Source organism: Pseudomonas sp. PS01300, from assembly GCF_029960155.1.
GTDB lineage: Bacteria > Pseudomonadota > Gammaproteobacteria > Pseudomonadales > Pseudomonadaceae > Aquipseudomonas > Aquipseudomonas palmensis.
The window spans coordinates 22,993-45,238 of sequence record NZ_JASCPN010000030.1 but is presented as its reverse complement, the minus strand read 5'-3'; the positions used below and the strand labels follow the sequence as shown (position 1 = coordinate 45,238).

Below are 22,246 nucleotides of genomic sequence, written 5' to 3'. Positions count from 1 at the left end.
GCCTGGACGGCCCGAGCTGGCTGGGCGGCCCGCACTACTTACTTACCGCACGCTGCTCGCCGCCCCCGGCCAAGCTGGCCCCTCGCCCCTGACACGGAAGTACCGCCATGCCCCTGACCGCCCAACAGACCCACGACCACGAACAGCTGCAGAACCTGGCCCGACAACTGGTCAAGCATTGCCCCGACATGCGCCAGATGGCCCGCGACATCGCCAGCCATATCCTGAAGAAGCACACCCGCAGCACGCTGGACCCGGACGCGGTGTACCTGCACCGGTTCAACACCGCGCATAGCAGCCCGCGCACCTTCAGCGGCTGGGAACACCTCGGCCCGCCCAGCGAATCGCTGACACTGCCGCAACTGGTGATGCAGCGGTTCGATGTCAACGACCAGGACAACGCCGACCTGCTCGGCTACCGCACCGGCTTCTACAGCCGCGGGCCGGGCACAGGCCTGTTCGATGAGCGCGATGAAGTGCCGATGGCCCCGCGCGAGGTACTCGACGAGCTGTGGAAGGTCGACTTCTGCAGCGCCTTCCACCAGGACCTGACCCGCTTCTGGGCCCGTCATTCGGACAACTTCCGCACCCTGGCCAAGGCCAACTTCCTGAGCAAGGTGCTCGAAACCTGCGCGCACCAGACCGACCCCGCCCGCCTGGCACGCTTGCGGCGGGTGGCCACTGCCCTGGCCGGTGACGCCAGCTGGCCGCCCTCGCTGAGCCAGTTGCAACAACAGGCCAGGCCGGTGGCGGAGGTGCGCCTGTGCACCTTCGACATCGGCGGCCATGTGGCCACCGATATCCTGCGGGTAGAACTCGACGACGGTTACCAGTTGCTCTACATCCCGGGCGAGGTCGACGCCCTGCACCTGTTCGCCAACCACAGCGAGCTGTACTGGTGGGTGCTGCACAACACCAATGCGGCGCAGAACCGCGCACGCTTCATGACCCACTTCGCCCTTGCGGACCGCGGCGAAAAAGCCAGCGCGGTGGGGCTCGAGCACCTGATCGACGTGCTGTTCAACAACTGGGGCGGCAACGGTCACGACGCACTCAACCAGTCGAACACGACCGTGCATGGCGACGGGTTCACCCACCTGCGCGATGCAGCGCGTCAGCGCATGATCGACGATGCGAACTTCTCGCTGCGCTCCAACGCCGACCTGCGCAAGCAACTGTGGATCGGCTACCTCAAGGCCTTCGGCACCTTCGCCAGTGCCATGGCCGCGATCGACTGGCCGGTAGCGCTGGCTGCCGTGGGCGCCGGGCTGGCCGAAACCGGCCTGAACATCGATCAGGCGGTCAACGGGCACACCACTGCCCAACGCAAGGCCGGCGTGATCGGCGCCGTGCTGGCGGCCATCAACACGCTGTTCAATGCCACCCTGCTCGCAGGCCCGGCCGTCACCGGTGAAATCGCCGAGATCGAACCCAGCCTGGACGCGGGCACGCAGACTGCACCCGTCGAGCCCGAACACACGCCAATGGCCACCCCGGCGGAACTCGCCGAGTGGGCACCTGCGCCGCTGATACCGGCCGAGCGCTCGCAACTGCTGGCCCCGTTCGAAACCAACGTGCTGCTGGACGGGCACGCCACCGGCAGCGGCAAATTCCAGGGTATCTACACCCTGGACGATGGCTTCTATGCCCAGATAGACGGGTTCCCCTATCACGTGCGCTACATCGGCGAGCTGCGCTCATGGGCGGTGGTCGACCCGCAAAACCCCTACTCGTTCTACCGCAACGTGCCCATTGGCCTGAACGACGAAGGCGTATGGCAACCGCTGGAGCAGGGTCTGAAAGGCGGGGCGCCACGCTTTCGCCTCAAGCTCTGGGGCCAGGCCCAGGTACCCGCGCCCGGCCCGGAACGCGTGCCCACCCCCTATGAAGTCGACAAGGCGCTGCAGCCCGAATTGCTCAAGGCCTCCAACGGTGGCGAGGAGTCGAACCTGAGCGGGCGCACGTTCTCCCCCAACAACCCCGCCCGCGAACAGGCCTACGCGCAATTTCGCACCTTGCGCGACCTGCTGGTCGACGACGCCGAAGCGTTTTTCAGCACCGCAAGCCTGCCGCAGCGGCCACCGCTGCCGACATTGGCTGCCGATGCCAGCGCCAGGCAGATCATTCGCAGCGTGTACGAAAACAGCGAGGGCCTGGTGGTCGGCGAAGCCCATTCACAACTGGGCAGCAAGCAGTTTCTGATCGAGAACATGGCCCTGCTCAAGCAGCAGAAGGTGCGGGTGCTGTACATGGAGCACCTGATGACCGACTTCCAGCAGGCCGACCTGGACCTGTTCAACCAGACCGGGCAGATGCCCCAGGCACTCAAGACCTACGTGACCGATCTGGACCGCGGCTGGCACACCGACCCCGCCCAGCGCTACACCTTCATGCAGGTGCTCAGGAGCGCGCAGAAACAGGGCATCCGGATACAGGCCATCGATTGCATGGCCAGTTACCGCCAGGCATGGATGGGCCCCCGACCACCCGCGATTCGCCAGAAAATGATGAACTTCTTCGCCCACCGCGTGATCGCTGCCGACCAGGCTGCCCATGGCGCCGGCAAATGGGTTGCGCTGATGGGCAACACCCACGCCAACACCTTCGAGAGCGTGCCCGGGGTCAGCGAACTGCAAGGTGTGATCGGTGTGCGCGTCGAGGACATCGAAATCGGCAGCAGCGCAAGCGTCGGCCGCGACCCGGGGCTTTACGCAGTGGACGACGGTATCCGCGAAACCCGCGTGCAGGGCGACCTGCGCCTGCAGGTGCCGATTGCCCAGCCACCCTCGGCCTCGGGCACGCTGGAAAACCTGCTGACCAAACCGGGGGCGTTCGGCTTCAAGGACATCGACGGCAAGATGACCCTGATACACCGCAGCAAGGACCTGGCGCTGCACTACACGCCCATCGCAAGGGACGGTGAGTTCATCTATATCGAACGCGCCGGCTGGCCATGGCTGGACAAGCGACGCCTGCCGAGCCTGTCGGAAATGGCCTTCCAGCTATCCCGGTACGGCTTGAAGTACGTGCCGCTGTGACGCCAGGCAGCCGGCGATGAAAAAAGGGCAAGGCCGCCTGGCCTTGCCCTTTCTTTCGCCTCGAGGCAACCGGGCCGCTAGGCCTGGTGCGTCAACTAGTGCTTGAACATCACATGGCGCACGGTGGTGTAGTCCTCCAGGCCATACATCGACATGTCCTTGCCATAGCCGGAGAGCTTGGCGCCGCCGTGGGGCATTTCGCTGACCAGCATGAAGTGCGTGTTGACCCAGGTGCAGCCGTATTGCAGGCGTGCGGCCAAACGGTGAGCGCGGCCCACGTCACGGGTCCACACCGAGGAGGCCAGGCCGTAGTCCGAATCGTTGGCCCACGCCAGGGCCTGGGCCTCGTCGTCGAAGGCGGTGACCGTGACTACCGGGCCGAAGATCTCATGGCGCACCACCTCGTCGTCCTGCCGGGCGCCGGCAAGTACGGTCGGCTCAAAGAAGAACCCTGGCCCGGCGACACGCTGGCCACCGGTCACCACCTCGATGTGCGACTGCGCGCGGGCGCGCTGCACAAAGCCTTCCACGCGCTCCAGATGCTGCTGGGTGATCAGCGGCCCGAGCTCGGTGTCAGGGTCGTCCTGCAGGCCGTAGCGGATGCTGGCCACCGCCTCGCCGAGCTTCTTCACGAACGCCGCGTACACGCCCTTCTGCACATACAGGCGGCAGGCGGCGGTGCAGTCCTGGCCGGCATTGTAGAAGCCGAAGCTGCGCACGCCTTCGACCACGGCATCGATATCGGCATCATCGAACACGATCACCGGGGCCTTGCCGCCCAGCTCCATGTGCATGCGTTTCACGCTGTCGGCGGTGCCGGCGATGATGCGGCTGCCCGTGGCCACCGAGCCGGTCAACGACACCATGCGCACCTTGGGGTGCCCGGTCAGGGGCTTGCCGACACTCGGGCCGCGGCCGAAGACCACGTTCACCACGCCTGCCGGGAAAATCTCCGCCATCAGTTGCGCCAGCTTGAGGGTGGTCAGCGGCGTCTGCTCGGACGGCTTGAGCACCACGGTATTGCCTGCGGCCAGGGCCGGCCCGAGCTTCCAGGCGGCCATCATCAGCGGGTAGTTCCACGGTGCGATGGAGGCCACCACGCCCACCGGGTCGCGGCGGATCATCGAGGTGTGCCCTTCCAGGTACTCGCCGGCGGCACTGCCTTGCAGGCAGCGGCTGGCACCGGCAAAGAAGCGGAACACGTCGGCCACGCCCGGCAGCTCGTCGTTGAGCGCCGCCGCGTAGGGCTTGCCGCAGTTGTCCGCTTCCAGGCGCGCCAGCTCCGGGGCGTGGGCGTCGATCGCATCGGCCAGTTTGAGCAGAAGCAGCGAACGGTCCTTGGGGGTGGTCTGCGACCAGCTGTCGAACGCCGCATCCGCAGCGCACACCGCGGCATCGACCTGGGCCAGGCTGGCCTCGGGGATCTCCACCAGCGTGGCCCCCAGGGACGGGTTGAGTACCGCCAGGGTTTCGCCTTCACCGGCGATGAGTTGTCCATTGATCAGCAGGCAGGTTTGCATGGGTTCTCCTGTGCGGCGAGGTTGGCCGCCGCCATAAAAAAGTCGCAAGCGCCCCGTGCCCGCAGCCGGGCTGCGCACAGGGGGAGCATTACAGGGGGGGCAGGCGCCGGGCGCCCGCAGGTTCAGAGTGCGGCTTCAGGCACTGCCGTGCTGAACAGCCGGGTGCGCCAGGCCAGGTACACCAGCCCCAGCAGCACCCAGCAACAGCCGAGAATCAGCGCGTCGGCATCCAGGCTGATCAACATCCAGCCCGAGGTGAAGGCGCCGGCCAGGGGGAAGATCACCCCGCGGACCACGCCGGCCTTGTCGCCGATGCTGCGGTCGAAGGTCAGTTTCAGTGCGCACAGGTTGACCGAGGTGAAGGCCAGGAAGGCGCCGAAGTTGACCAGCGAAGTAGCCGTGGCGATGGTCAGGCCGAACCCGACGAAACCGAAGGCCCCGCACAGGGCGATGTTGAATACCGGGGTCCTGTAGCGCGGGTGCAGCACGCCGAACAGCTTCTGCGGCAGCTGATTGTCGCGGCCCAGGGCATACAGCAGACGCCCCACGCTGGCCTGGAACGACAGGCCGGCGGCGAAGTGGGCAATGATGATGCCGGTGAGTACCACGCCGAAGAACAGGTCGCCACCGATGGTCTTGGCGATTTCGAAGGCCGCGCCGTCGATGTTCTCGAACAGGCCCGCCGGGTGCGCCAGGTACATGAAGTACGAAGAGCCCACGTACAGGCTGCCGCCGATCAGGGCCACCAGCAGGATGGCACGCGGGATGGTGCGCTCGGGCTCGACGGTTTCTTCGCTCAGGGTCGACAGCGCGTCGAAGCCCAGGAACGAATAGGCGGCGATCGCGGCCCCGGCCATGGTGGCCGAGAACGGCACGTCGGCATTGAAGAACGGCTTGACCGAGAGCAGACCGCCCGGGCCGTTGATGGCCGACACGTAGTGCCAGCACAGCGCGATGAACACCGCGATGATGGTCAGCTGGATCAGCATCAGGATGATGTTGAAGCGGTTGGCGACCTGGATGCCCAGGATGTTGAGCAAGGTGGTGGAAACGATGAAGCCGGTGATCCAGCACCACTGCGGTACATCCGGGAACGCCAGGCTCAGGTAGCTGGCCCCCAGCAGCCAGATCAGCATCGGGATGAAGAAGTAGTCCAGCAGCGCGGCCCAGCCGACCATGAAGCCGATGCCAGGGTTGAACACCTTGCGGGTGTAGGTGTAGGCGGAACCGGCCGCCGGGAAGATCCGCACCAGGCGCCCGTAGCTCAGGGCGGTGAAGATCACGCCGATGGAGGCTACCACATAGGACAGCGCCACGGTGTTCTGGCTGGCCTGGGCGATCACGCCATAGGTGCCGAACACGATCAGCGGGGCGATGAAGGCCAGGCCGAACAACAGCACGGACACCGGCCCGAGGGTCCGGCGCAGGTGCGCGGAGGAAGTCGATGCGCTCATGGTTAGGGCCTCAGGCTGCGTAGGTGTAGGCGGCGCGGATCACGTCGAGGTAGCTCTCGACTGACATCTCCTTGGCGTTGCTCGCATCGGAAATGTTGCTCTTGGACTTCTCTGCGATGGCCAGGAAGTCCTCCTCGCGCACCCCGGCCACATCGGCGAAACGCGGAATACCCAGCTCGCGGTTCATGCGGAACAACTGCTCCACGCCCGCTTCGGCGGCAGCGCTGGCGCCAAGATTGGGGTCGATGCCCAGGGCATAGGCGACATCGGCATGGCGGCGCAGGTCGGCGTCGCGGTTATGGCTGAACACGAACGGCAGGAAGATCGCGTTGCCCACCCCGTGCGGGGTGTCGTACATGCCGCCGATGGCTTCGGAGATGCAGTGCACGCTGGCGATGTCGGCATTGCCGAAGGCCATGCCGGCAATCAGGCTGGCGATCAGCATCTGTTCGCGGGCCTCGCGGTTGTCCGGCTCCTGCACGGCGGGCTTGAGGTACTGCGCGATCAGGCGAATGGCATGCAGGGCCAGGCCGTCGCTGATCGGGTTGGCCGGCTTGCCGGTGTAGGCCTCGATGGCGTGGGTCAGCGCGTCCATGCCGGTGGCGGCGGCGATGTGCGGCGGCAGCGTGGCGGTGATGTCCGAGTCGAGCAGCGCCAGAACCGGGCCGATGCGGTAGTCCAGGATGCTCATCTTGAACTGGCGGCGGGTGTCGGTGATCACCGAGAAGAACGTGACCTCGCTGCCGGTGCCTGCGGTGGTCGGGATCGCCACGATTGGCAGCACCGGGCCCTTGAGGGTGAAGGCACCTTCGTAGTCCTCGACCTTGCCGTCGTGGGTCAGCAGTACGCTGATCGCCTTGGCCGCGTCCATCGCACTGCCGCCACCCACTGCCAGTACGCCGTCGATGCCCTTGCCGCGATACAGCTCGGCGGCGCGGTTGACGTCTTCGCTGCGCGGGTTGGGCTTGACGTCGACGATCTCGTCATAACGCACGCCGGCCTTGTCCAGGCTGGTATAGATGCTGTCGAGCAGGCCGGCGTTCTTCACGCCCGGGTCGGTGACCAGCAGCACGTGGCGCAGGCCCAGCTCGGTCAGGTGCTCGCCGGTACGCTGGCGCAGGCCAGGTTCCATGACGATCTTGGTGGGTAACAGAAACTGGAATTGCATCGGTAGGTTCCTCTCGCACTGGGGCGCACTTGCAATGTTGTAGTTATGGCAGACGAGTCAGAGGGGCCGCCTGGGCGGTGGGTGTCTGGTTATTGTTGTGGCGGTAGCCGATCGCCGAAGCCGATGGACCGCTTGTCCAGGCGCTGCACGGTGGGCACAGGCCGGTATGGGGCCAGACACTAAGACACGGGTAGCGGATCGACAATTACTAAAAACTCAAGGGAGCATTCGATTAAATCGAATGCTCCCTTGCACCGGGGGTAGCGGCCTACAGGTGCTGCCCGTGGCGCGCCATGATGTGCCGCACCACGCTGTAGTCCTGCAGCGAGTCGCTGGACAGGTCCTTGCCGTAGCCCGAGCGCTTGAGCCCGCCGTGGGGCATCTCGCTTACCAGCATGAAATGGCTGTTGATCCAGGTGCAGCCGTACTGCAGGCGCGCCGCCACCTGCATGGCCTTGTCCAGGTTCTGGGTCCACACCGACGAGGCCAGGCCATATTCGGAGTCGTTGGCCCAGTCCACGGCCTGGGCCAGCTCGTCGAAACGGGTCACGGTGACCACCGGGCCGAACACCTCGCGCTGGACGATCTCGTCGGTTTGCCGGCAGCCTGCCAGCAGTGTCGGCTGGTAGTAGAACCCGGGCCCGGCATGCATCGCCGCACCCGTGACGCACTCCACGTGCGGCTGGCTGAGGGCGCGCTCGACGAAGCTGGACACCCGGTCGCGCTGGCGCGTGCTGATCAGCGGGCCGATCTCGTTGTCGGCATCGTGCGCGCCGGCATAGCGAATGCTGCTGACCGCAGCCCCGAGTTCGGCTAACAGCCGGTCGTGGATGCCGGCCTGGGCGTAGACCCGGCACGCCGAGGTACAGTCCTGCCCGGCGTTGTAGTAGCCATAGGCACGCACGCCCTCGACCACCGCCTGCAGGTCGGCATCGTCGCAGACGATCACCGGGGCCTTGCCGCCCAGTTCCAGGTGGGTGCGCTTGAGGGTTTTGGCCGCTGTGGAGAGGATCTTCTGCCCGGTGACGATATCGCCGGTCAGCGAGACCATGCGCACCTTGGGGTGGCCGACCAGGTGAGCGCCGACGTTCTCGCCACCGCCGCAGATGATGTTGATCACCCCACGCGGCAGGATCCGCGCCAGCGCCGGCGCCAGGGCCAGGATCGACAGCGGGGTGTGCTCTGACGGCTTGAACACCAGGGTGTTGCCTGCGGCCAGGGCCGGCGCGATCTTCCAGGCGGCCATCATGATCGGGTAGTTCCACGGCGCGATCGATGCCACCACCCCGATCGGGTCGCGGCGCACCATGCTGGTGTAGCCGGGTACGTATTCGCCGCTGAGCTGACCGGTCTGGCAGCGCACCGCGCCGGCGAAGAAGCGGAATACATCGACGGTGGCGCTCAGGTCGTCCTTGCGCGCCAGGTGCAGCGGCTTGCCGCAGTTCAGCGCTTCGAGCCGGGCGAAGGCGTCGGCGTGCTGCTCGATGGTACTGGCGATCTCCAGCAGCAGGTTGGAGCGCTGCTGCGGCGTGGTGCGGGCCCAGCCGGCGAACGCGCGGTGGGCGGCCAGGATCGCGGCCTCGGTCTGCTCGGCGCTGGCTTCGGCGATTGGGGTCAGCACCTGGCCGGTGGCCGGGTTGAGGATCGGCTCGACGACGCCCTCGCCTGCGACTAGTTCGCCATCGATCAGGAGTGCGGTGGACAACGGGGTCTGCGCGACTGGCATGTGCAGGGTTCCTTCTTGTGGTGTGGCCATGCGGCTAAAGGGATGACTTGCGCCCGCCGTGGGGCTGCTCGCGGGCGACCGTCAGAAACGGGTCGACCAGCGCCGGGCGCGCCGTGCCGCGGCGCCAGGCCAGGCCCACGTCGAGGGTCTGGGTCAGGTCGGCAATCGGGCGGGCCTCGATGATGTCGCCTTCCAGCGACCACGGGCGGTAGGTCATGTCAGGCTGTATCGACACCCCCAGGCCCGCTGCCACCAGGCTGCGCACCGCCTCGGTCGAGGCCGTGCGCAGGGTGATGCGCGGCTGCAGCCCGGCCTGCGCCCACTGGCGCTGAGCGGTGTGGTCCATCTCGTCGACGTTCAGCTGGATCAGCGACTCCCGGGCCACGTCGCCCAGGTTGATGCTGTCTTTTTCGAGCAACGGGTGCTGGGCCGGTAGCCACAGCCGGTAGGGCGAGTGGGTCAGCACCTCCGATTGCAGGGCGTGACGGTCTTCGAGGTTGGAGAGTATCAGCACGCCCACATCGATTTCGCCGCTGACCAGCAGGTGCTCGATGTACGGTCGCTCGTCTTCCATCACGCGGATTTCGACGTTGGGGTAGGCACGCTGGAAACGCGTGAGCAGGTCGGCCAGGTAGTAACCCGCCACCAGGCTGGTCACACCCACCACCAGCTGGCCGGCGACCTGGTCGGTGCTCTGCTGCAGGCTGCGCTTGGCGTTGTCCACCGTGGCCAGGATCAGGTGCGCCTGGCGCAGGAACTGATGGCCCTGGTGGGTCAGGTGCATGCCCTTGGCGTGGCGATTGAACAGGCTCACGCCGATTTCCTGTTCCAGCTGCTGGATGGCCAGGGTCAGGGTGGACTGGGAGATGTACACCGCCTGGGCCGCAGCCGAGATCGAACCGGTCTCGGCCACGGCAATGAAGTGGCGGATCTGACGCAGAGTCATCATGGGCATTACCCGGTACGTTGTTTTTATAGATGCAGGCGAGTGTATATCTTTTTTATCGATGGCTTGCTGAAAACCGCCGCGCCTGCGGTTCAACGTGAAACCGCGTGGGCGGCCCCGGGTGGTTACAAAAAGGTGCGTACTTGTGGGGATCTGGCGCCCGCCCTAGATTGCCCGCCTCAATCAATGGAGTCCCGAGCCATGCGCACCCTGATCATTCTCGCCCACCCCAACCTGGAAAAATCCGTCGTCAACCAGGCCTGGTTGAAAGCCCTTGAAGCCAGCGACATGAACGTCACCCTGCACCGCCTGTACGAGGTGTATCCCCAGGGCGGCGCGCTGGACGTGGAAGCCGAGCAGGCACTGGTTCGCGCCCATGACAGCATCGTGTGGCAGTTCCCGTTCTACTGGTTCAGCACCCCGCCGCTGCTCAAGCAATGGCAGGACGAAGTGCTCACCCACGACTTTGCCTACGGCCACGGCGAAGGGCAGCGCCAACTGGCGGGCAAACGCATTGGCATGGCGATTTCTGCCGGCATCAGGCAAGACGATTACAGGGCCGGCGGGCGTTACAGCTACAGCCTGGACGAACTGCTGCGCCCGCTGGAAGTCACCCTCCGCTACATCGAAGCACTGCCGGTACGCCCGTGGGTGTTCTATGGTGCCGAGTACGCCATCGACCCGGCGGAGCTGGAGGCCAACGCCGAAGGTTACCTGGATTACCTGCGCCAATTTGCCCAGGCAGCCTGAGTTCAGCCTTCGGCAGGCGCCGGCGGTGTCTCGGTGGCCAGCGCATTACCTGAATGCAGGGCACCCCACTGGCACATCGCATCGATGATCGGCTGCAAGGTGCGGCCGTGCTCGGTCACCCGATACAGCACCTTGGGCACCTTGCCAGGGAAGGCTTCGCGCTCGACCAGCAGATCGCCCTGCAACTCCTTGAGTTGCTCGGTGAGCACCTTCGACGACAAGGGGCGCATCAGGCGCAGCAGCTCGCCTGTGCGCTTGGGGCCTTCCATCAGGTGGCACAAGATGGAGCACTTCCAGCGCCCGCCGATGGCCTCGATGGTAGCGTCGATGGGAAAGTTGAACACGCGGTTGACCATGACCGGTTTCTCCTGGCTGGGGCGCAAAGGCGTGCAGGATAGCAAGCGCACCTGCGGCCGGGGCAACTTGAGGCTAATCGACGCCTGGATACACCGCCAACGGATCACAGCGCTGCGACACCCGCCTTGGCGACCTGCGCATCCTGCTGCGCCTTGACTCCGGACACCCCCACTGCACCGACCACCTGGCCGTCGACGATGATCGGCACACCGCCTTCGAGCGGCGTGATCAACGGGGCACCAACAAACGCCGTGCGCCCACCGTTGACCATGTCTTCGTAGCCTTTGGTCTCGCGCCGCCCCAGCGCCGCGCTCCGGGCCTTTTCCGATGCGATGTAGGCACCGATCGGAGCGCACCCGTCAAGGCGCGCAAGCGCGAGCGGATGGCCACCGTCATCGACGACCGCGATGGCGACCTCCCAATCGTTCTGTCGAGCCTGCGCGCAGGCGGCGTCCAGGATCCGGCGAACATCTGTGTGGCTCAGTACGGCTTTGTGCTGCATGTCTGGATTCTCGTCTGGTCATGTTGAGGCAGCCACGCACCTGATGCGCGATGCCCGAAAATGCTTGAGCTACGCCCGCGATCAGGAATGGGATACCCGGCGCAGGAAGTCCTTCATGCGCTCGTTGGTCGGGTTGCTCAGGATCTGCGCCGATGGCCCTTCGGCGACGATCGAGCCGCCTTCAAGGAACAGCGTGCGGGTCGACACGGCGCGTGCGAAGCCCATCTCGTGGGTCACCACCACCATGGTCATGCCTTCCTGGGCCAGGCTCTTCATGACGGCCAGGACCTCACCGACCAGCTCGGGGTCGAGCGCCGAGGTGGGCTCATCGAACAGCATGGCCCTGGGTTCCATGGCAAGTGCCCTGGCAATCGCCACGCGCTGCTGCTGGCCGCCGGAAAGCTGCGGCGGATAGGCGTTGTACTTCGCGGCCAGGCCGACACGGTCGAGCAGTTCCTTGCCACGCTTGCGGGCCTTGTCGACGGGTTCACCCTTTACGTACACCGGGCCCTCGATCACGTTTTCCAGGACGGTGCGATGGGGGAAAAGGTTGAACCGCTGAAACACCATACCCACCGAGCGACAGATCTGGCGGATGTTCCCGGAGCTGGCGTCGACCGTGACGCCGTCAATGCTGATCACGCCGCCGTCGTAGCGCTCCAGGCCATTGATGCAACGCAGCACCGTGGACTTGCCCGAGCCCGAAGGGCCGATCAGGCAAACCACTTCGCCCTGGCGGATCTCTGCACTGATGCCATGGAGCACCTGGTACGGACCAAACGACTTGGTGATGTTGTCGATGCGGATCATCGGGCACTCCTTTTGTATTTGCGTTCGAGCCAGCCGGCCAACCCCATCAGAGGCAGGCTCAGGCACAGGTACATCAGGGCAACCAGGGTGAAGATGTTGGCGTTGTTGAACGATGCTGCCGCGATCAGCTTGCCCTGCATCGACAGCTCGACCACGGTGATGATCGAGGCCTGGGAGGAGTCCTTGAGCAGCATGATCATGTTGTTGCTGTACGGCGGCAGCGCGATCTTCAACGCCTGGGGCAGGATCACCCGGCGCATGGTCATTGCGCGGCTCATGCCGATGGAGTGCGCCGCCTCGTTCTGACCGGGGTCGATGGCCTGGATACCCGAGCGAAACACCTCGGCCATGTAGGCGGAATAGGCAAGCCCGAGCCCCATGGCACCGGCCTGGAACGCACTCATGTCCACGCCCATTTCCGGCAACACGAAGTACAGGTAGAACAGAATGACGATGATCGGGATGCCGCGAATGGCATTGGTCAGGTAGCGCGAGCCTTCGGCCAGCCAGCGCACGCTGCTGACCCGCAACAGCGCCCAGAACAACCCCAGCAAGGTACTGATGAGCAGCGCGCACAGGGTGATGCCGATCGTTGTCCAGGCACCTTCCATCAGTATCGGAAAGTACTCGACTGCCTGGCTGAAAAAACCTTCGAACATAGGATTGCATCCTCACATGCGGGCACCGTCGGGCGGTGGCCGTGATCACGAATCAGAGTTTCTTGACGTTCCATTTGGTGAGGATCGCGTCGAGCGTACCGTCGGCCTTGAGCTTGGCTACACCGCCATTGATTCGGGCGAGCAGCTCGCTGTTGCCTTTGCGCACTGCCACGCCGATCGCGATACGGATCTGCTTCTGATAGTCATCGGCAACGCGCAGCTTGCTGGACCCGGACTGCTGCACGGTGTAGAGCATCACCGGGCCATCGCCTACGGCAACATCGATACGCCCCAGGGCCACCTCGCGAATCATGTCGGACATGCTGTCGTACATCCGCAGCTCCTTGATGCCCTGCTGGGCTTTCATCGGTTCCACCGACACGGTGCCAGTCTGCACGCCGACCTTCTTGCCGGCGAAGTCGGCGCTGCTGTGGTACGCCGTCGTGTCCTGGCTGTTGGCAATCACCTCCTCGCTGTAGGCGAACAGTTCGTCGGAGAAGTCGACCACCTGGGCGCGCTGGGCATTCATGGCGAAAGCAGAGCTGATCATGTCTATCTTGTCCGTCTGCAACGACGGCACCAGGCCACCGAAGGGGATCGGACGCAGCTCGGGCGTGAAACCAAGCTCCTTGCCCAGCGCCTGGGTGATATCGATCATCACGCCCCGAAGCGTGTTGGTCCTGGTGTCCAGGAAGTTGAAGGGCACCGCAGTGGGTGTGGCGCCGACGCGCAGTGTGTCCTGGGCCTGGGCAGTGCCCAGCAGGACGGGAAGAGTCAGTGCCGCACAGGTGGTCAGTTTGATCAATCGGGTGAGCATGGGACGTCTCCTGTTGTTCGCAGAGTGAAGGTCACACAGCTGCGGTAACGATGATTTCCACGAGCATGTCGGGGGCACCCAGCAGGGCCTGGCAAGTGGCGCGGGTGGGCGCGCAGCCATGCGGTACCCACGCATCCCAGGCCTCGTTCATGCCCTGGAAGTCGGTGGCGATGTCCTTGAGCCAGATCTGCGCAGTGAGCAGTCGGGTGCTGTCACTGCCGACAGAAGCGAGCAACGCGTCGATGCGCTTGAGAATCTCGGTCGTCTGGGCCTTGATATCGCCACTTCGCTCGGCGGCGACAACCCCGGCAAAGTAGGCGGTGCCCGCATGCACGACAATGCGGCTCATGCGGGCGTTGGTCTGGTGGCGCGTGATGGCGTTGTTCATGGTCATCTCCTGGGGTGTGAGTAGGTCAGAAACGGCTGATCGAAAAGGGCAACAAGTCGCGTTGGGCATCGACAGACCCTGACATGGCCAGAGCCAGCAAGCGTCCCGTGCCCGCCGATCCGGTCAACCCGAGGTGGCCGTGGCCGAACGCGCACCACAGGCCCGTGTGCCCGGGAAGTGCGCCAATCACCGGAAGCGAATCGGGGAGACACGGACGGTGGCCCATCCACTCGGTGGCAGCACGAATGTCCAGGCCTGGAAGCCCTGCCTTGGCGTGAGCGGCGAGCAACTGCGCGCGAGGGCTGCTTGGCGCTCGCTGCAGGCCGCCGAACTCGACGGTGCCGGCAACCCGCAGCCCTTGCTGCATGGGCGTCATGAACACCTTGCGGTCTGCGAGAACCACGATGCGCTGAAGCTCCACGCCGCCGTGGGGAAAACGCAGGTGGTAGCCGCGTTGTGTTTCCAGCGGAACCTTCACCCCCAGCGGGCGCAGCAGTTGAGCAGACCAGGCGCCTGCAGCGACAACCACCTGCACCGCACAGTAGTCCCCGGACTGGGCGCCAACGCGCCAGCCGCTGGTATCCCGTGCCAGGCGTTGCACTCGATCGCGGATGAACCTCACGCCGCGCGTCTTCAGATGCTCTGCAATGACTGTGGCGTAGCGCTGCGGCTCTCGGACCCACAGCTGATCGGGCAGGTAGTAGCCGGTTTGATAGATCGGCCCGAGCGCAGGCTCCAGCGCTCGGATCTCTTCGCCCGTGACATGCCGGGCGTCGAGCCCATGCTGTTTTTTCAGGGCCCAGCCGGCGTTGTCTTTCTCCAGGCTGGCCTGATCGGGGTAAAGGTGCAGTTGACCCGTTTCCGCGATCAGTTCACGGCAGCCAGTCTTGGCGGCGATGGCCTTGTGCTGGGTTGTCGCATCCCCCAGCAATGCATGCAGGGCCTGGGCAATCTGCGCAACCCTGGCCGGTCGCGAGGCGGCAACAAAGCGCACCATCCACGGCGCCACCGTGAGCAGGTAACTGGCGGGAAGGTACAACGGCCCCGTGGGGTCGAGCAGCATGCGCGGCGCCTGCTTCAACACGCCGGGCATGGCCAGGGGGGCCACGGCACCGGAGGCAATCGAGCCGGCGTTGCCGGACGAGCACTCCGCCCCCGGAGCACCGGGATCGATGACGGTTACCGAAACGCCCGTCGCAAGCAGATGGTAGGCGGTACACAGGCCGACTATTCCGGCGCCGATGACGATCGCTTCGGGTTTGCGAGCTTGAGTAGTGGGCATCTTGTACAGGGCTCTTGATGGATGAGTCCCCGAGAGGATGCAGAGCCTGTACCGAATCTGATATCAATGTATCGCACAGCAATACGAGCAAACTCGAGTGTGATATTTCACAACGGTATGAGCGGTTAGACTTGCTTCGTCAGGCAGCCCCCTCGGCGGGCCATTTTTCACCGTTACGCCCCAATTCAGTGCTCGGCACGCCACTGCTGCACCACGTTGGTCTGGAGAGTTTCATGGAGCCAAACGAGTCCCCCCTGTTTGTCCAGGCCCTGGCCACCGGCCTCGGCGTCCTCGATGCATTCACGGCCGAACGGCCGACGATGAACCTGAAAGAAATTTCAGAAGCTGCGGGTGTTACCAAAAGTGCGGCTCAGCGCTTCACTCATACCCTGGTCACATTGGGCCTGTTACGAAAGGACGCAGCGTCCAAGCGCTACTCGCTGTCGCCTCGCACCCTGGATACCGGCTACCGCTACCTACAGGCGCACGTGCTGCTGGAGCGAGCCAACCCTTACCTGCTGGACCTGAACCGCCAGACCGGCGAGACGGTCAACCTGGCCGAACGCGATGGGCACGAGATGGTGTACATCGGGCGATTCCCCAGCCCGCATCGCGCCGTTGTGCACATGCCCGTCGGTAGGCGACTGCCGATCTTCTGCTCGTCGGCAGGCCGCGCCTTTCTCTCGGCGCTGCCCGATGAGCAGATCAGGCACATTCTCACCGGTGTGGATCGGCCCAGATTCACACCGCACACGATTACCGACGTCGAAACGCTAACGAGCATCATCGCCAAGGTTCGGGAGACTGGCTTCGCCTACAGCATCGAGGAGTTCTACCTCAGCGACCTGGCCTTTGCCGTGCCGGTGTACAACATTCGTGGCGAGGCGGTGGCGGCGGTGAACCTGTCGGTGTCGACGGCCTACTGGAGCTTCGAGCGAGCGGTTGCGGAGCTTGTGCCGAAGCTGATCCACACCGCCAGGATGATCTCCACGACGCCGCCTACCTTCCGTGCGATGGAGCCGTTCCAGATCGGCTATGGCAAGGTGCGGGATGTTCCTTATGCCAAGCCGTGAATGAAGCGCATGGTGCAGATGCCGCCAGCCAGAAAGCCAAAAGCCCGCTATTAGGCGGGCTTTTGGCTTTCTGGCTGGCGGGTGCCGGTCAGTTCAGGGCGTGCATCATTCCCACTCGATCGTCGCAGGCGGCTTGCTCGATACGTCGTAGGTGACGCGCGAGATGCCTTCGATCTCGTTGATGATGCGGCCGCTAACGGTTTCCAGCAGTTCGTATGGCAGGTGCGCCCAACGCGCGGTCATGAAGTCGATGGTCTCGACCGCACGCAGCGCCACCACCCAGGCGTAACGACGGCCGTCACCGACCACGCCCACCGATTTCACCGGCTGGAATACCACGAAGGCCTGGCTGACCTTGTGGTACCAGTCGGCCTTGCGCAGCTCTTCGATGAAGATGTGGTCGGCACGACGCAGCAGGTCGGCGTATTCCTTCTTCACTTCACCCAGGATGCGCACACCCAGGCCCGGACCCGGGAACGGGTGACGGTAGACCATGTCGTACGGCAGGCCCAGCTCCAGGCCCAGACGACGGACTTCGTCCTTGAACAGTTCGCGCAGCGGCTCGACCAGCTTGAGGTTCATTTCCTCCGGCAGGCCACCGACGTTGTGGTGCGACTTGATCACGTGGGCCTTGCCGCTCTTGGCACCGGCCGACTCGATCACGTCGGGGTAGATGGTGCCCTGGGCCAGGTACTTGATGTTGTGCAGCTTGTTCGACTCGGCATCGAACACGTCGATGAAGGTACGACCAATGATCTTGCGCTTCTTCTCGGGGTCCGCTTCGCCGGCCAGGTTGTTCAGGAACTGGTCCTCGGCGTTGGCACGGATCACCTTGACGCCCATGTTCTCGGCGAACATGGCCATCACCTGCTCGCCTTCGTGCAGGCGCAGCAGACCGTTGTCGACGAACACGCAGGTCAGCTGGTCACCGATGGCCTTGTGCAGCAGCGCCGCAACCACAGAGGAGTCCACGCCGCCGGACAGGCCCAGCAGCACGTTGTCGGTGCCGACCTGGGCGCGCACCTGGGCAATTGCGTCTTCGGCGATCTTCGACGGGGTCCACAGTGCTTCGCAGCCGCAGATATCGAGGATGAAGCGCGACAGGATGCGACCGCCCTGCTTGGTGTGGGTCACTTCCGGGTGGAACTGCACGCCGTAGTAGCCGCGATCATCGTTGAACATGCCGGCGATCGGGCAGCTTGGGGTGCTGGCCAGGATGTGGAAGTCTTCCGGGATGCGGGTGACCTTGTCACCGTGGCTCATCCACACGTCCAGGCCGAATACGCCGTCAGCGTCGACGTGGTCTTCGATGCCGTCGAGCAGGCGGCTCTTGCCGACCACATCGACACGGGCGTAGCCGAACTCGCGCAGCTCGGAACCTTCAACCTTGCCGCCCAGTTGCTCGGCCATGGTCTGCATGCCGTAGCAGATACCGAATACCGGTACGCCCAGGTCCCATACGGCCTGTGGCGCGCGCGGGCTGTCGGCTTCGTGCACCGACTCGGGGCCGCCGGCGAGAATGATCCCGCGGGGGGCGAATTCGCGAATCGCCTCGTCGTCCATGTCGAACGGGTGCAGTTCGCAGTACACGCCGATTTCGCGCACGCGGCGGGCGATCAGCTGGGTGTACTGGGAACCGAAGTCGAGGATCAGGATACGGTGAGCGTGAATGTCGAGGGCCATGACTCAATCTCGTCAGTGGTAATCGGAAACGACGCGGGGCTGTCGTGAACAGCCCCGCTTACAGGTATTGCCAGGAGCATCAACCTACGCGGTAGTTTGGCGCTTCCTTGGTGATCTGCACGTCATGCACGTGGGATTCGGCCATGCCGGCACCGGTGATGCGCACGAACTCGGGCTTGGTACGCATTTCTTCGATGTTGGCGCTGCCGGTGTAACCCATCGAGGAACGCAGGCCGCCCATCAGCTGGTGGATGATCGCGGTCAGGGTGCCCTTGTATGGCACGCGACCTTCGATACCTTCCGGTACCAGCTTCTCGGCACCGGCCGAGGAGTCCTGGAAGTAGCGGTCCGAGGAACCCTGGGCCTGGGACATCGCACCCAGCGAACCCATGCCGCGGTAGGCCTTGTAGGAACGACCCTGGAACAGCTCGATCTCGCCCGGGGCCTCTTCGGTACCGGCGAACATCGAACCCATCATCACGGCGCTGGCGCCGGCGACGATGGCCTTGGACAGGTCACCGGAGAAGCGGATGCCACCGTCGGCGATCAGCGGTACGCCGGTGCCTTCCAGCGCGGCAGCCACATTGGCGATGGCGCTGATCTGCGGCACGCCGACGCCGGCGACGATACGGGTGGTGCAGATCGAGCCAGGGCCGATACCGACCTTGACCGCGTCGGCGCCGGCTTCGGCCAGGGCCTTGGCGGCTGCGCCGGTGGCGATGTTGCCGCCGATCACCTGCACGTCGGGGAAGTTCTGCTTGACCCAGCGCACGCGGTCGATAACGCCCTTGGAGTGGCCGTGGGCGGTGTCGACCACCACCACGTCGACGCCGGCAGCAACCAGTGCGGTCACGCGGTCGCCGGTGTCCTTGCCGGTACCCACTGCAGCACCGACGCGCAGGCGACCCTGGTCGTCCTTGCTGGCCAGCGGGTAGGCCTTGGCTTTCTCGATGTCGTTAACGGTCATCATGCCCTTGAGGGCGAACTTGTCGTCGACGATCAGTACGCGCTCGATGCGGTGCTTGTGCAGCAGCTCGCGGGCCTCGTTCTTGTCGGCGCCTTCGCTGACCGTGACCAGACGCTCTTTGGGCGTCATCACTTCACGCACGGTGGCGTCGAGGCGGTTTTCGAAGCGCACGTCACGGGAGGTGACGATGCCGACCAGGTCGCCATTGTGCAGCACCGGCACGCCGGATATGTTGTGCAGGCGGGTCAGTTCGAACAGGTCGCGTACGGTGGCGTCGGCCTCGATGGTGATCGGGTCCTTGACCACGCCGGCCTCGAACTTCTTGACCTTGCGCACTTCGGCAGCCTGCTGCTCGATGGTCATGTTCTTGTGGATGATGCCGATGCCGCCTTCCTGGGCCATGGCAATGGCCAGACGGGCTTCGGTCACGGTATCCATGGCGGCGGAAACCAGTGGAATGTTCAGCTCGATGCCACGGGTCAAACGGGTCTTGAGACTGACTTCGTTAGGTAGCACCTCGGAGTAACCGGGTACTAGGAGAATGTCGTCGAAGGTCAGGGCTTCTTGGCTGATACGCAGCATCGCGGGGGCTCCCGGGCGGGAAAATGGAAGCGCGCCATTATACTCATGCGCGCCGTGTGACTCAATGTAAAGATGGGCCTTCGGTCAGTTGTCTTGCAGCTTTACCTGCACCACTGCCACCGGCTGGTCGAGCCAGTCGGCAAAGGCATCGATGAAAGACGGCTTGAAACCGGCCTCGCCCCAGTTGTTGAAGATGAACCCCAGGTTGGAAAAGGCACAGGGCTGCAGGTAAAGGAAGCCGTTGATGTCGTCTTCATGGCCGCAGCGCGGGCAGGTGAAGTTGTCGCTGATGCCGGGCATCCACTCTTCCAGGCTGGCGAACAGCTCCACCCCCACCTCCCGGCGGCACTCGGCGCAGCCGGCTTCTTCGAGAAAGCCTTCGGTGGGCGTATAGATGCAGCGCTTGTAGATGACTTCCAGGCCATTGACGGGCTGGCCGTACGGCAGCAGCTGCGGCCGCTCGACCACCTTGCGCGCACCCTCGGCGATGGCATAGCCCATGCGGTTGCCGGTGCGCCCGCAGGTGCTGAGCTGTTCCTCGATCACCTTTTCGCGTACCAGCCAGCGCAGGATCGCGCGGGCGCGCGGCTCGTGCACCGGCACGGTGGAGATCTTGGGGACGATGATGCTCTGGAATGTCATGAAGGCGGCCGAACAGGTTAAAGGTGCCAGTTTACCTCACTCAGGTAGCGCGCGATCAGCGCGATGCCGCTGGCCAGCACCAGCCAGGTGACCAGCCGCACGAAGGTTTCTCGGGACATCTTCAGGGTCAGCCGGCGCCCCACCCACAGGCCGGCGAACATCATCGGCAGCAGGCACAGGGCAAGCAGCAGCAACGGCAGGTCGGCGTACACCCCGGCAATCAGGAACAGGCTCAGGCGCACCACGGTGCTGCAACTGATCAGCGCGCTCTGGGTCGCGCGCACCTGCTCCTTGGCGTCGAGCCGGGCATTGAGGTAGATGGCATAAAGGAAGCCGCCGCTGCCGAACAGCGCACCGAACAGGCCGCCGGTGATGCCCATCGGCACCGACCAGCCGGCATTCAGGCGCGCCGGCTTGACCTTCACCGCCAGGCTGTAGAGCGCATAGGCGCTGATGAACAGGCCCATCAGCAACAGCAGCAGGTCGGACTTGAGGTTGAGCAGGAACACCACGCCCAGGGTGCAGCCGATGGCCATGCACGGCAGCAGGCGCAGCAGTTCGCCGCGCACCACGGCCTTGCGCGCCGGCAGCCAGTTGCCGAAGGCAGCGACGAAGTCCAGCAGCACCAGCAACGGGATGATGCGCGACAGCGGCATGAAGTTGATCAGGACCGGCCCGGCGACCAGCGCGGTGCCGAAGCCGGCGATGCCGAACACGATGTAGGCGACGCCGATGCCAAGCAGTATCGGCAGCCATTGGAGCGCAGTGAAAGGGAGCGAGTCGAGCAGTGTGGAGAGCATGGTGTATGCCTGAGTCGTGAGTGAGGCAGCGTTCAGACGAACTTTAGCCATTGGCCAGCCATGCCGACTAATATGCAATTGCGCCATCAGCCATCTCGAAAAGGCATCCCTCATGATCTCCACCCGACAATTACGCTACTTCGTCGAGATTGCCGAGTCCGGCAGTTTCAGTGCTGCCGCCGAGCGCCTGTTCGTCGCGCAGTCGGCGCTGAGCCGGCAGATAAAGGAGCTGGAGAGTCAGCTGGCCACCCCGCTGTTCGAACGCACCGCCCGCCAGCCGCGCCTGACCGCAGCGGGCCTGGCGTTTCTGCCGCGGGCCCGCAACCTGCTGGGCGAGCTGGAGAAGGCCTGCCGCCTGGCCACCGAAATCGGTCAGGGCCTGCGCGGCAGCCTGCGCCTGAGCCATTCGAGCACGGTGCCGCTGACCGGCGCGCTGCTGGATCGGCTCACGGGCTACCTGCAGCACAACCCCGGCGTGTCGATGGACATCGCGCAGCTATCTTCCGAGGCGCAACTGGAGGAACTGGCCGAAGGTCGCCTGGAGTTCGGCCTGCTGCGCCTGCCGGTGTTGCGCCAGCACGAAGGGCTGTGCGTGCAGCCGCTGTTCGACGAACCGCTGCTGCTGGCGGTGGCCGCAGATCACCCGCTGGCCGATGAGCCCAGCGTGTACCTGGCGCAGTTACGCGACGAGGCGTTCATTTCCATCCCGCACCGCCAGCGCGGTGGCTTGAGCTACCTGTCGGCCGAGCTGTGCATGCGTGAAGGGTTCTTCCCTCGGGCTGCGCGGGTGGTGTCGCGCAAGACCACGCAGTTGCAGTTGATCCAGGCCGGATTCGGGGTGGCCTTGCTGCCACGGTGCATGCGCGACATCGCGCCGGCGTCGCTGCGCTTCGTGCCACTGGCCGACGCGGGGTGCGTGAGTACGGTGGCGCTGGCCTATCGACGCGATGCCGGGCCGTTGGTGCATCAGTTTGTGGAGCACATGCAGGGCTGAACCGGCAACGCCGGCTCCTGCAAGAGACCGCGCATGACCTGTAGGAGCCGACAAGCAGCGCCGCCACCTGCCGGGACTGCAAAGACCG

At 64.7% G+C, this 22,246-nt stretch carries 20 protein-coding genes; 4 read left to right on the top strand and 16 right to left on the bottom strand.

Features of this window, described 5'->3' with window-relative positions; translation table 11 throughout:
* Positions 1-107: 107 nt before the first annotated feature.
* Positions 108-3,038, top strand: a complete 2,931-nt coding sequence (locus QMX96_RS15665; RefSeq protein ID WP_282362033.1) for a membrane-targeted effector domain-containing toxin — start codon at positions 108-110, stop codon at positions 3,036-3,038.
* Positions 3,039-3,133: 95 nt separating this feature from the next.
* Here QMX96_RS15665 and QMX96_RS15660 read toward each other — a convergent pair whose 3' ends face one another.
* The 5 genes from QMX96_RS15660 to QMX96_RS15640 form a co-directional block, all read right to left on the bottom strand.
* Complete coding sequence (locus QMX96_RS15660; RefSeq protein ID WP_196932083.1) at positions 3,134-4,558, bottom strand: gamma-aminobutyraldehyde dehydrogenase; 1,425 nt, start codon at positions 4,556-4,558, stop codon at positions 3,134-3,136.
* 122 nt (positions 4,559-4,680) lie between these two features.
* On the bottom strand, positions 4,681-6,012 hold the full coding sequence (locus QMX96_RS15655; RefSeq protein ID WP_043860646.1) for an APC family permease: 1,332 nt from the start codon (positions 6,010-6,012) through the stop codon (positions 4,681-4,683).
* A 10-nt stretch (positions 6,013-6,022) separates the two neighbouring features.
* The gene (locus QMX96_RS15650) at positions 6,023-7,180 is read right to left on the bottom strand and encodes an iron-containing alcohol dehydrogenase (RefSeq protein WP_100633053.1); all 1,158 of its coding nucleotides are present in this window, start codon (positions 7,178-7,180) and stop codon (positions 6,023-6,025) included.
* Between the two features lie 268 nt (positions 7,181-7,448).
* The gene (locus QMX96_RS15645; protein ID WP_282362032.1) at positions 7,449-8,906 is read right to left on the bottom strand and encodes a gamma-aminobutyraldehyde dehydrogenase; all 1,458 of its coding nucleotides are present in this window, start codon (positions 8,904-8,906) and stop codon (positions 7,449-7,451) included.
* 34 nt (positions 8,907-8,940) lie between these two features.
* A complete protein-coding gene (locus QMX96_RS15640; protein WP_078480109.1) occupies positions 8,941-9,855 on the bottom strand; it encodes a LysR family transcriptional regulator in 915 nt (304 codons plus the stop codon).
* A 198-nt stretch (positions 9,856-10,053) separates the two neighbouring features.
* Here QMX96_RS15640 and QMX96_RS15635 point away from each other — a divergent pair, with 198 nt between their 5' ends.
* Entirely contained in the window at positions 10,054-10,602 is a 549-nt protein-coding gene (locus QMX96_RS15635; RefSeq protein WP_100633051.1) for an NAD(P)H-dependent oxidoreductase, read from the top strand.
* Between the two features lie 2 nt (positions 10,603-10,604).
* On the opposite strand, the gene QMX96_RS15630 is transcribed toward QMX96_RS15635, so the two are convergent.
* The 7 genes from QMX96_RS15630 to QMX96_RS15600 all read right to left on the bottom strand — a co-directional run bounded on the left by QMX96_RS15630 (position 10,605) and on the right by QMX96_RS15600 (position 15,417).
* Positions 10,605-10,958 (bottom strand): helix-turn-helix domain-containing protein, encoded by a 354-nt coding sequence (locus QMX96_RS15630; RefSeq protein ID WP_043860650.1) that lies wholly within the window; start codon positions 10,956-10,958, stop codon positions 10,605-10,607.
* Positions 10,959-11,062: 104 nt separating this feature from the next.
* Positions 11,063-11,461, bottom strand: a complete 399-nt coding sequence (locus tag QMX96_RS15625) for a heme-binding protein (RefSeq protein ID WP_058541451.1) — start codon at positions 11,459-11,461, stop codon at positions 11,063-11,065.
* 81 nt (positions 11,462-11,542) lie between these two features.
* Entirely contained in the window at positions 11,543-12,271 is a 729-nt protein-coding gene (locus tag QMX96_RS15620; RefSeq protein ID WP_282362031.1) for an amino acid ABC transporter ATP-binding protein, read from the bottom strand.
* Positions 12,268-12,930, bottom strand: coding sequence for an amino acid ABC transporter permease (locus QMX96_RS15615; RefSeq protein ID WP_054915063.1), 663 nt, complete (start codon positions 12,928-12,930; stop codon positions 12,268-12,270). The genes QMX96_RS15620 and QMX96_RS15615 overlap by 4 nt, the downstream gene beginning before the upstream one ends.
* Positions 12,931-12,982: 52 nt before the next feature.
* Entirely contained in the window at positions 12,983-13,747 is a 765-nt protein-coding gene (locus QMX96_RS15610; protein WP_054915064.1) for an ABC transporter substrate-binding protein, read from the bottom strand.
* A 31-nt stretch (positions 13,748-13,778) separates the two neighbouring features.
* Positions 13,779-14,135: a RidA family protein gene (locus tag QMX96_RS15605; RefSeq protein WP_054915065.1), complete on the bottom strand. Its 357-nt coding sequence runs from the start codon at positions 14,133-14,135 to the stop codon at positions 13,779-13,781.
* A gap of 25 nt (positions 14,136-14,160) precedes the next feature.
* A complete protein-coding gene (locus tag QMX96_RS15600; protein WP_282362030.1) occupies positions 14,161-15,417 on the bottom strand; it encodes an FAD-dependent oxidoreductase in 1,257 nt (418 codons plus the stop codon).
* A gap of 233 nt (positions 15,418-15,650) precedes the next feature.
* Here QMX96_RS15600 and QMX96_RS15595 point away from each other — a divergent pair, with 233 nt between their 5' ends.
* Positions 15,651-16,490, top strand: coding sequence for an IclR family transcriptional regulator (locus QMX96_RS15595; RefSeq protein ID WP_116052992.1), 840 nt, complete (start codon positions 15,651-15,653; stop codon positions 16,488-16,490).
* Between the two features lie 105 nt (positions 16,491-16,595).
* Here QMX96_RS15595 and guaA read toward each other — a convergent pair whose 3' ends face one another.
* The 4 genes from guaA to QMX96_RS15575 form a co-directional block, all read right to left on the bottom strand.
* A complete protein-coding gene (gene guaA, locus QMX96_RS15590) occupies positions 16,596-18,173 on the bottom strand; it encodes a glutamine-hydrolyzing GMP synthase (protein ID WP_043860651.1) in 1,578 nt (525 codons plus the stop codon).
* 79 nt (positions 18,174-18,252) lie between these two features.
* Entirely contained in the window at positions 18,253-19,722 is a 1,470-nt protein-coding gene (guaB, locus tag QMX96_RS15585) for an IMP dehydrogenase (protein WP_043860652.1), read from the bottom strand.
* Positions 19,723-19,806: 84 nt separating this feature from the next.
* Positions 19,807-20,364 carry a hypothetical protein gene (locus QMX96_RS15580; protein WP_054915068.1) on the bottom strand — a complete coding sequence of 186 codons (558 nt, stop codon included), beginning with the start codon at positions 20,362-20,364 and terminating at the stop codon, positions 19,807-19,809.
* A gap of 17 nt (positions 20,365-20,381) precedes the next feature.
* Positions 20,382-21,152: a sulfite exporter TauE/SafE family protein gene (locus QMX96_RS15575; RefSeq protein WP_043860657.1), complete on the bottom strand. Its 771-nt coding sequence runs from the start codon at positions 21,150-21,152 to the stop codon at positions 20,382-20,384.
* A 124-nt stretch (positions 21,153-21,276) separates the two neighbouring features.
* Between QMX96_RS15575 and QMX96_RS15570 the strand changes: the two genes are divergently transcribed.
* Positions 21,277-22,158, top strand: a complete 882-nt coding sequence (locus QMX96_RS15570) for a LysR substrate-binding domain-containing protein (protein ID WP_100633050.1) — start codon at positions 21,277-21,279, stop codon at positions 22,156-22,158.
* The last annotated feature ends 88 nt before the right edge of the window (positions 22,159-22,246 follow it).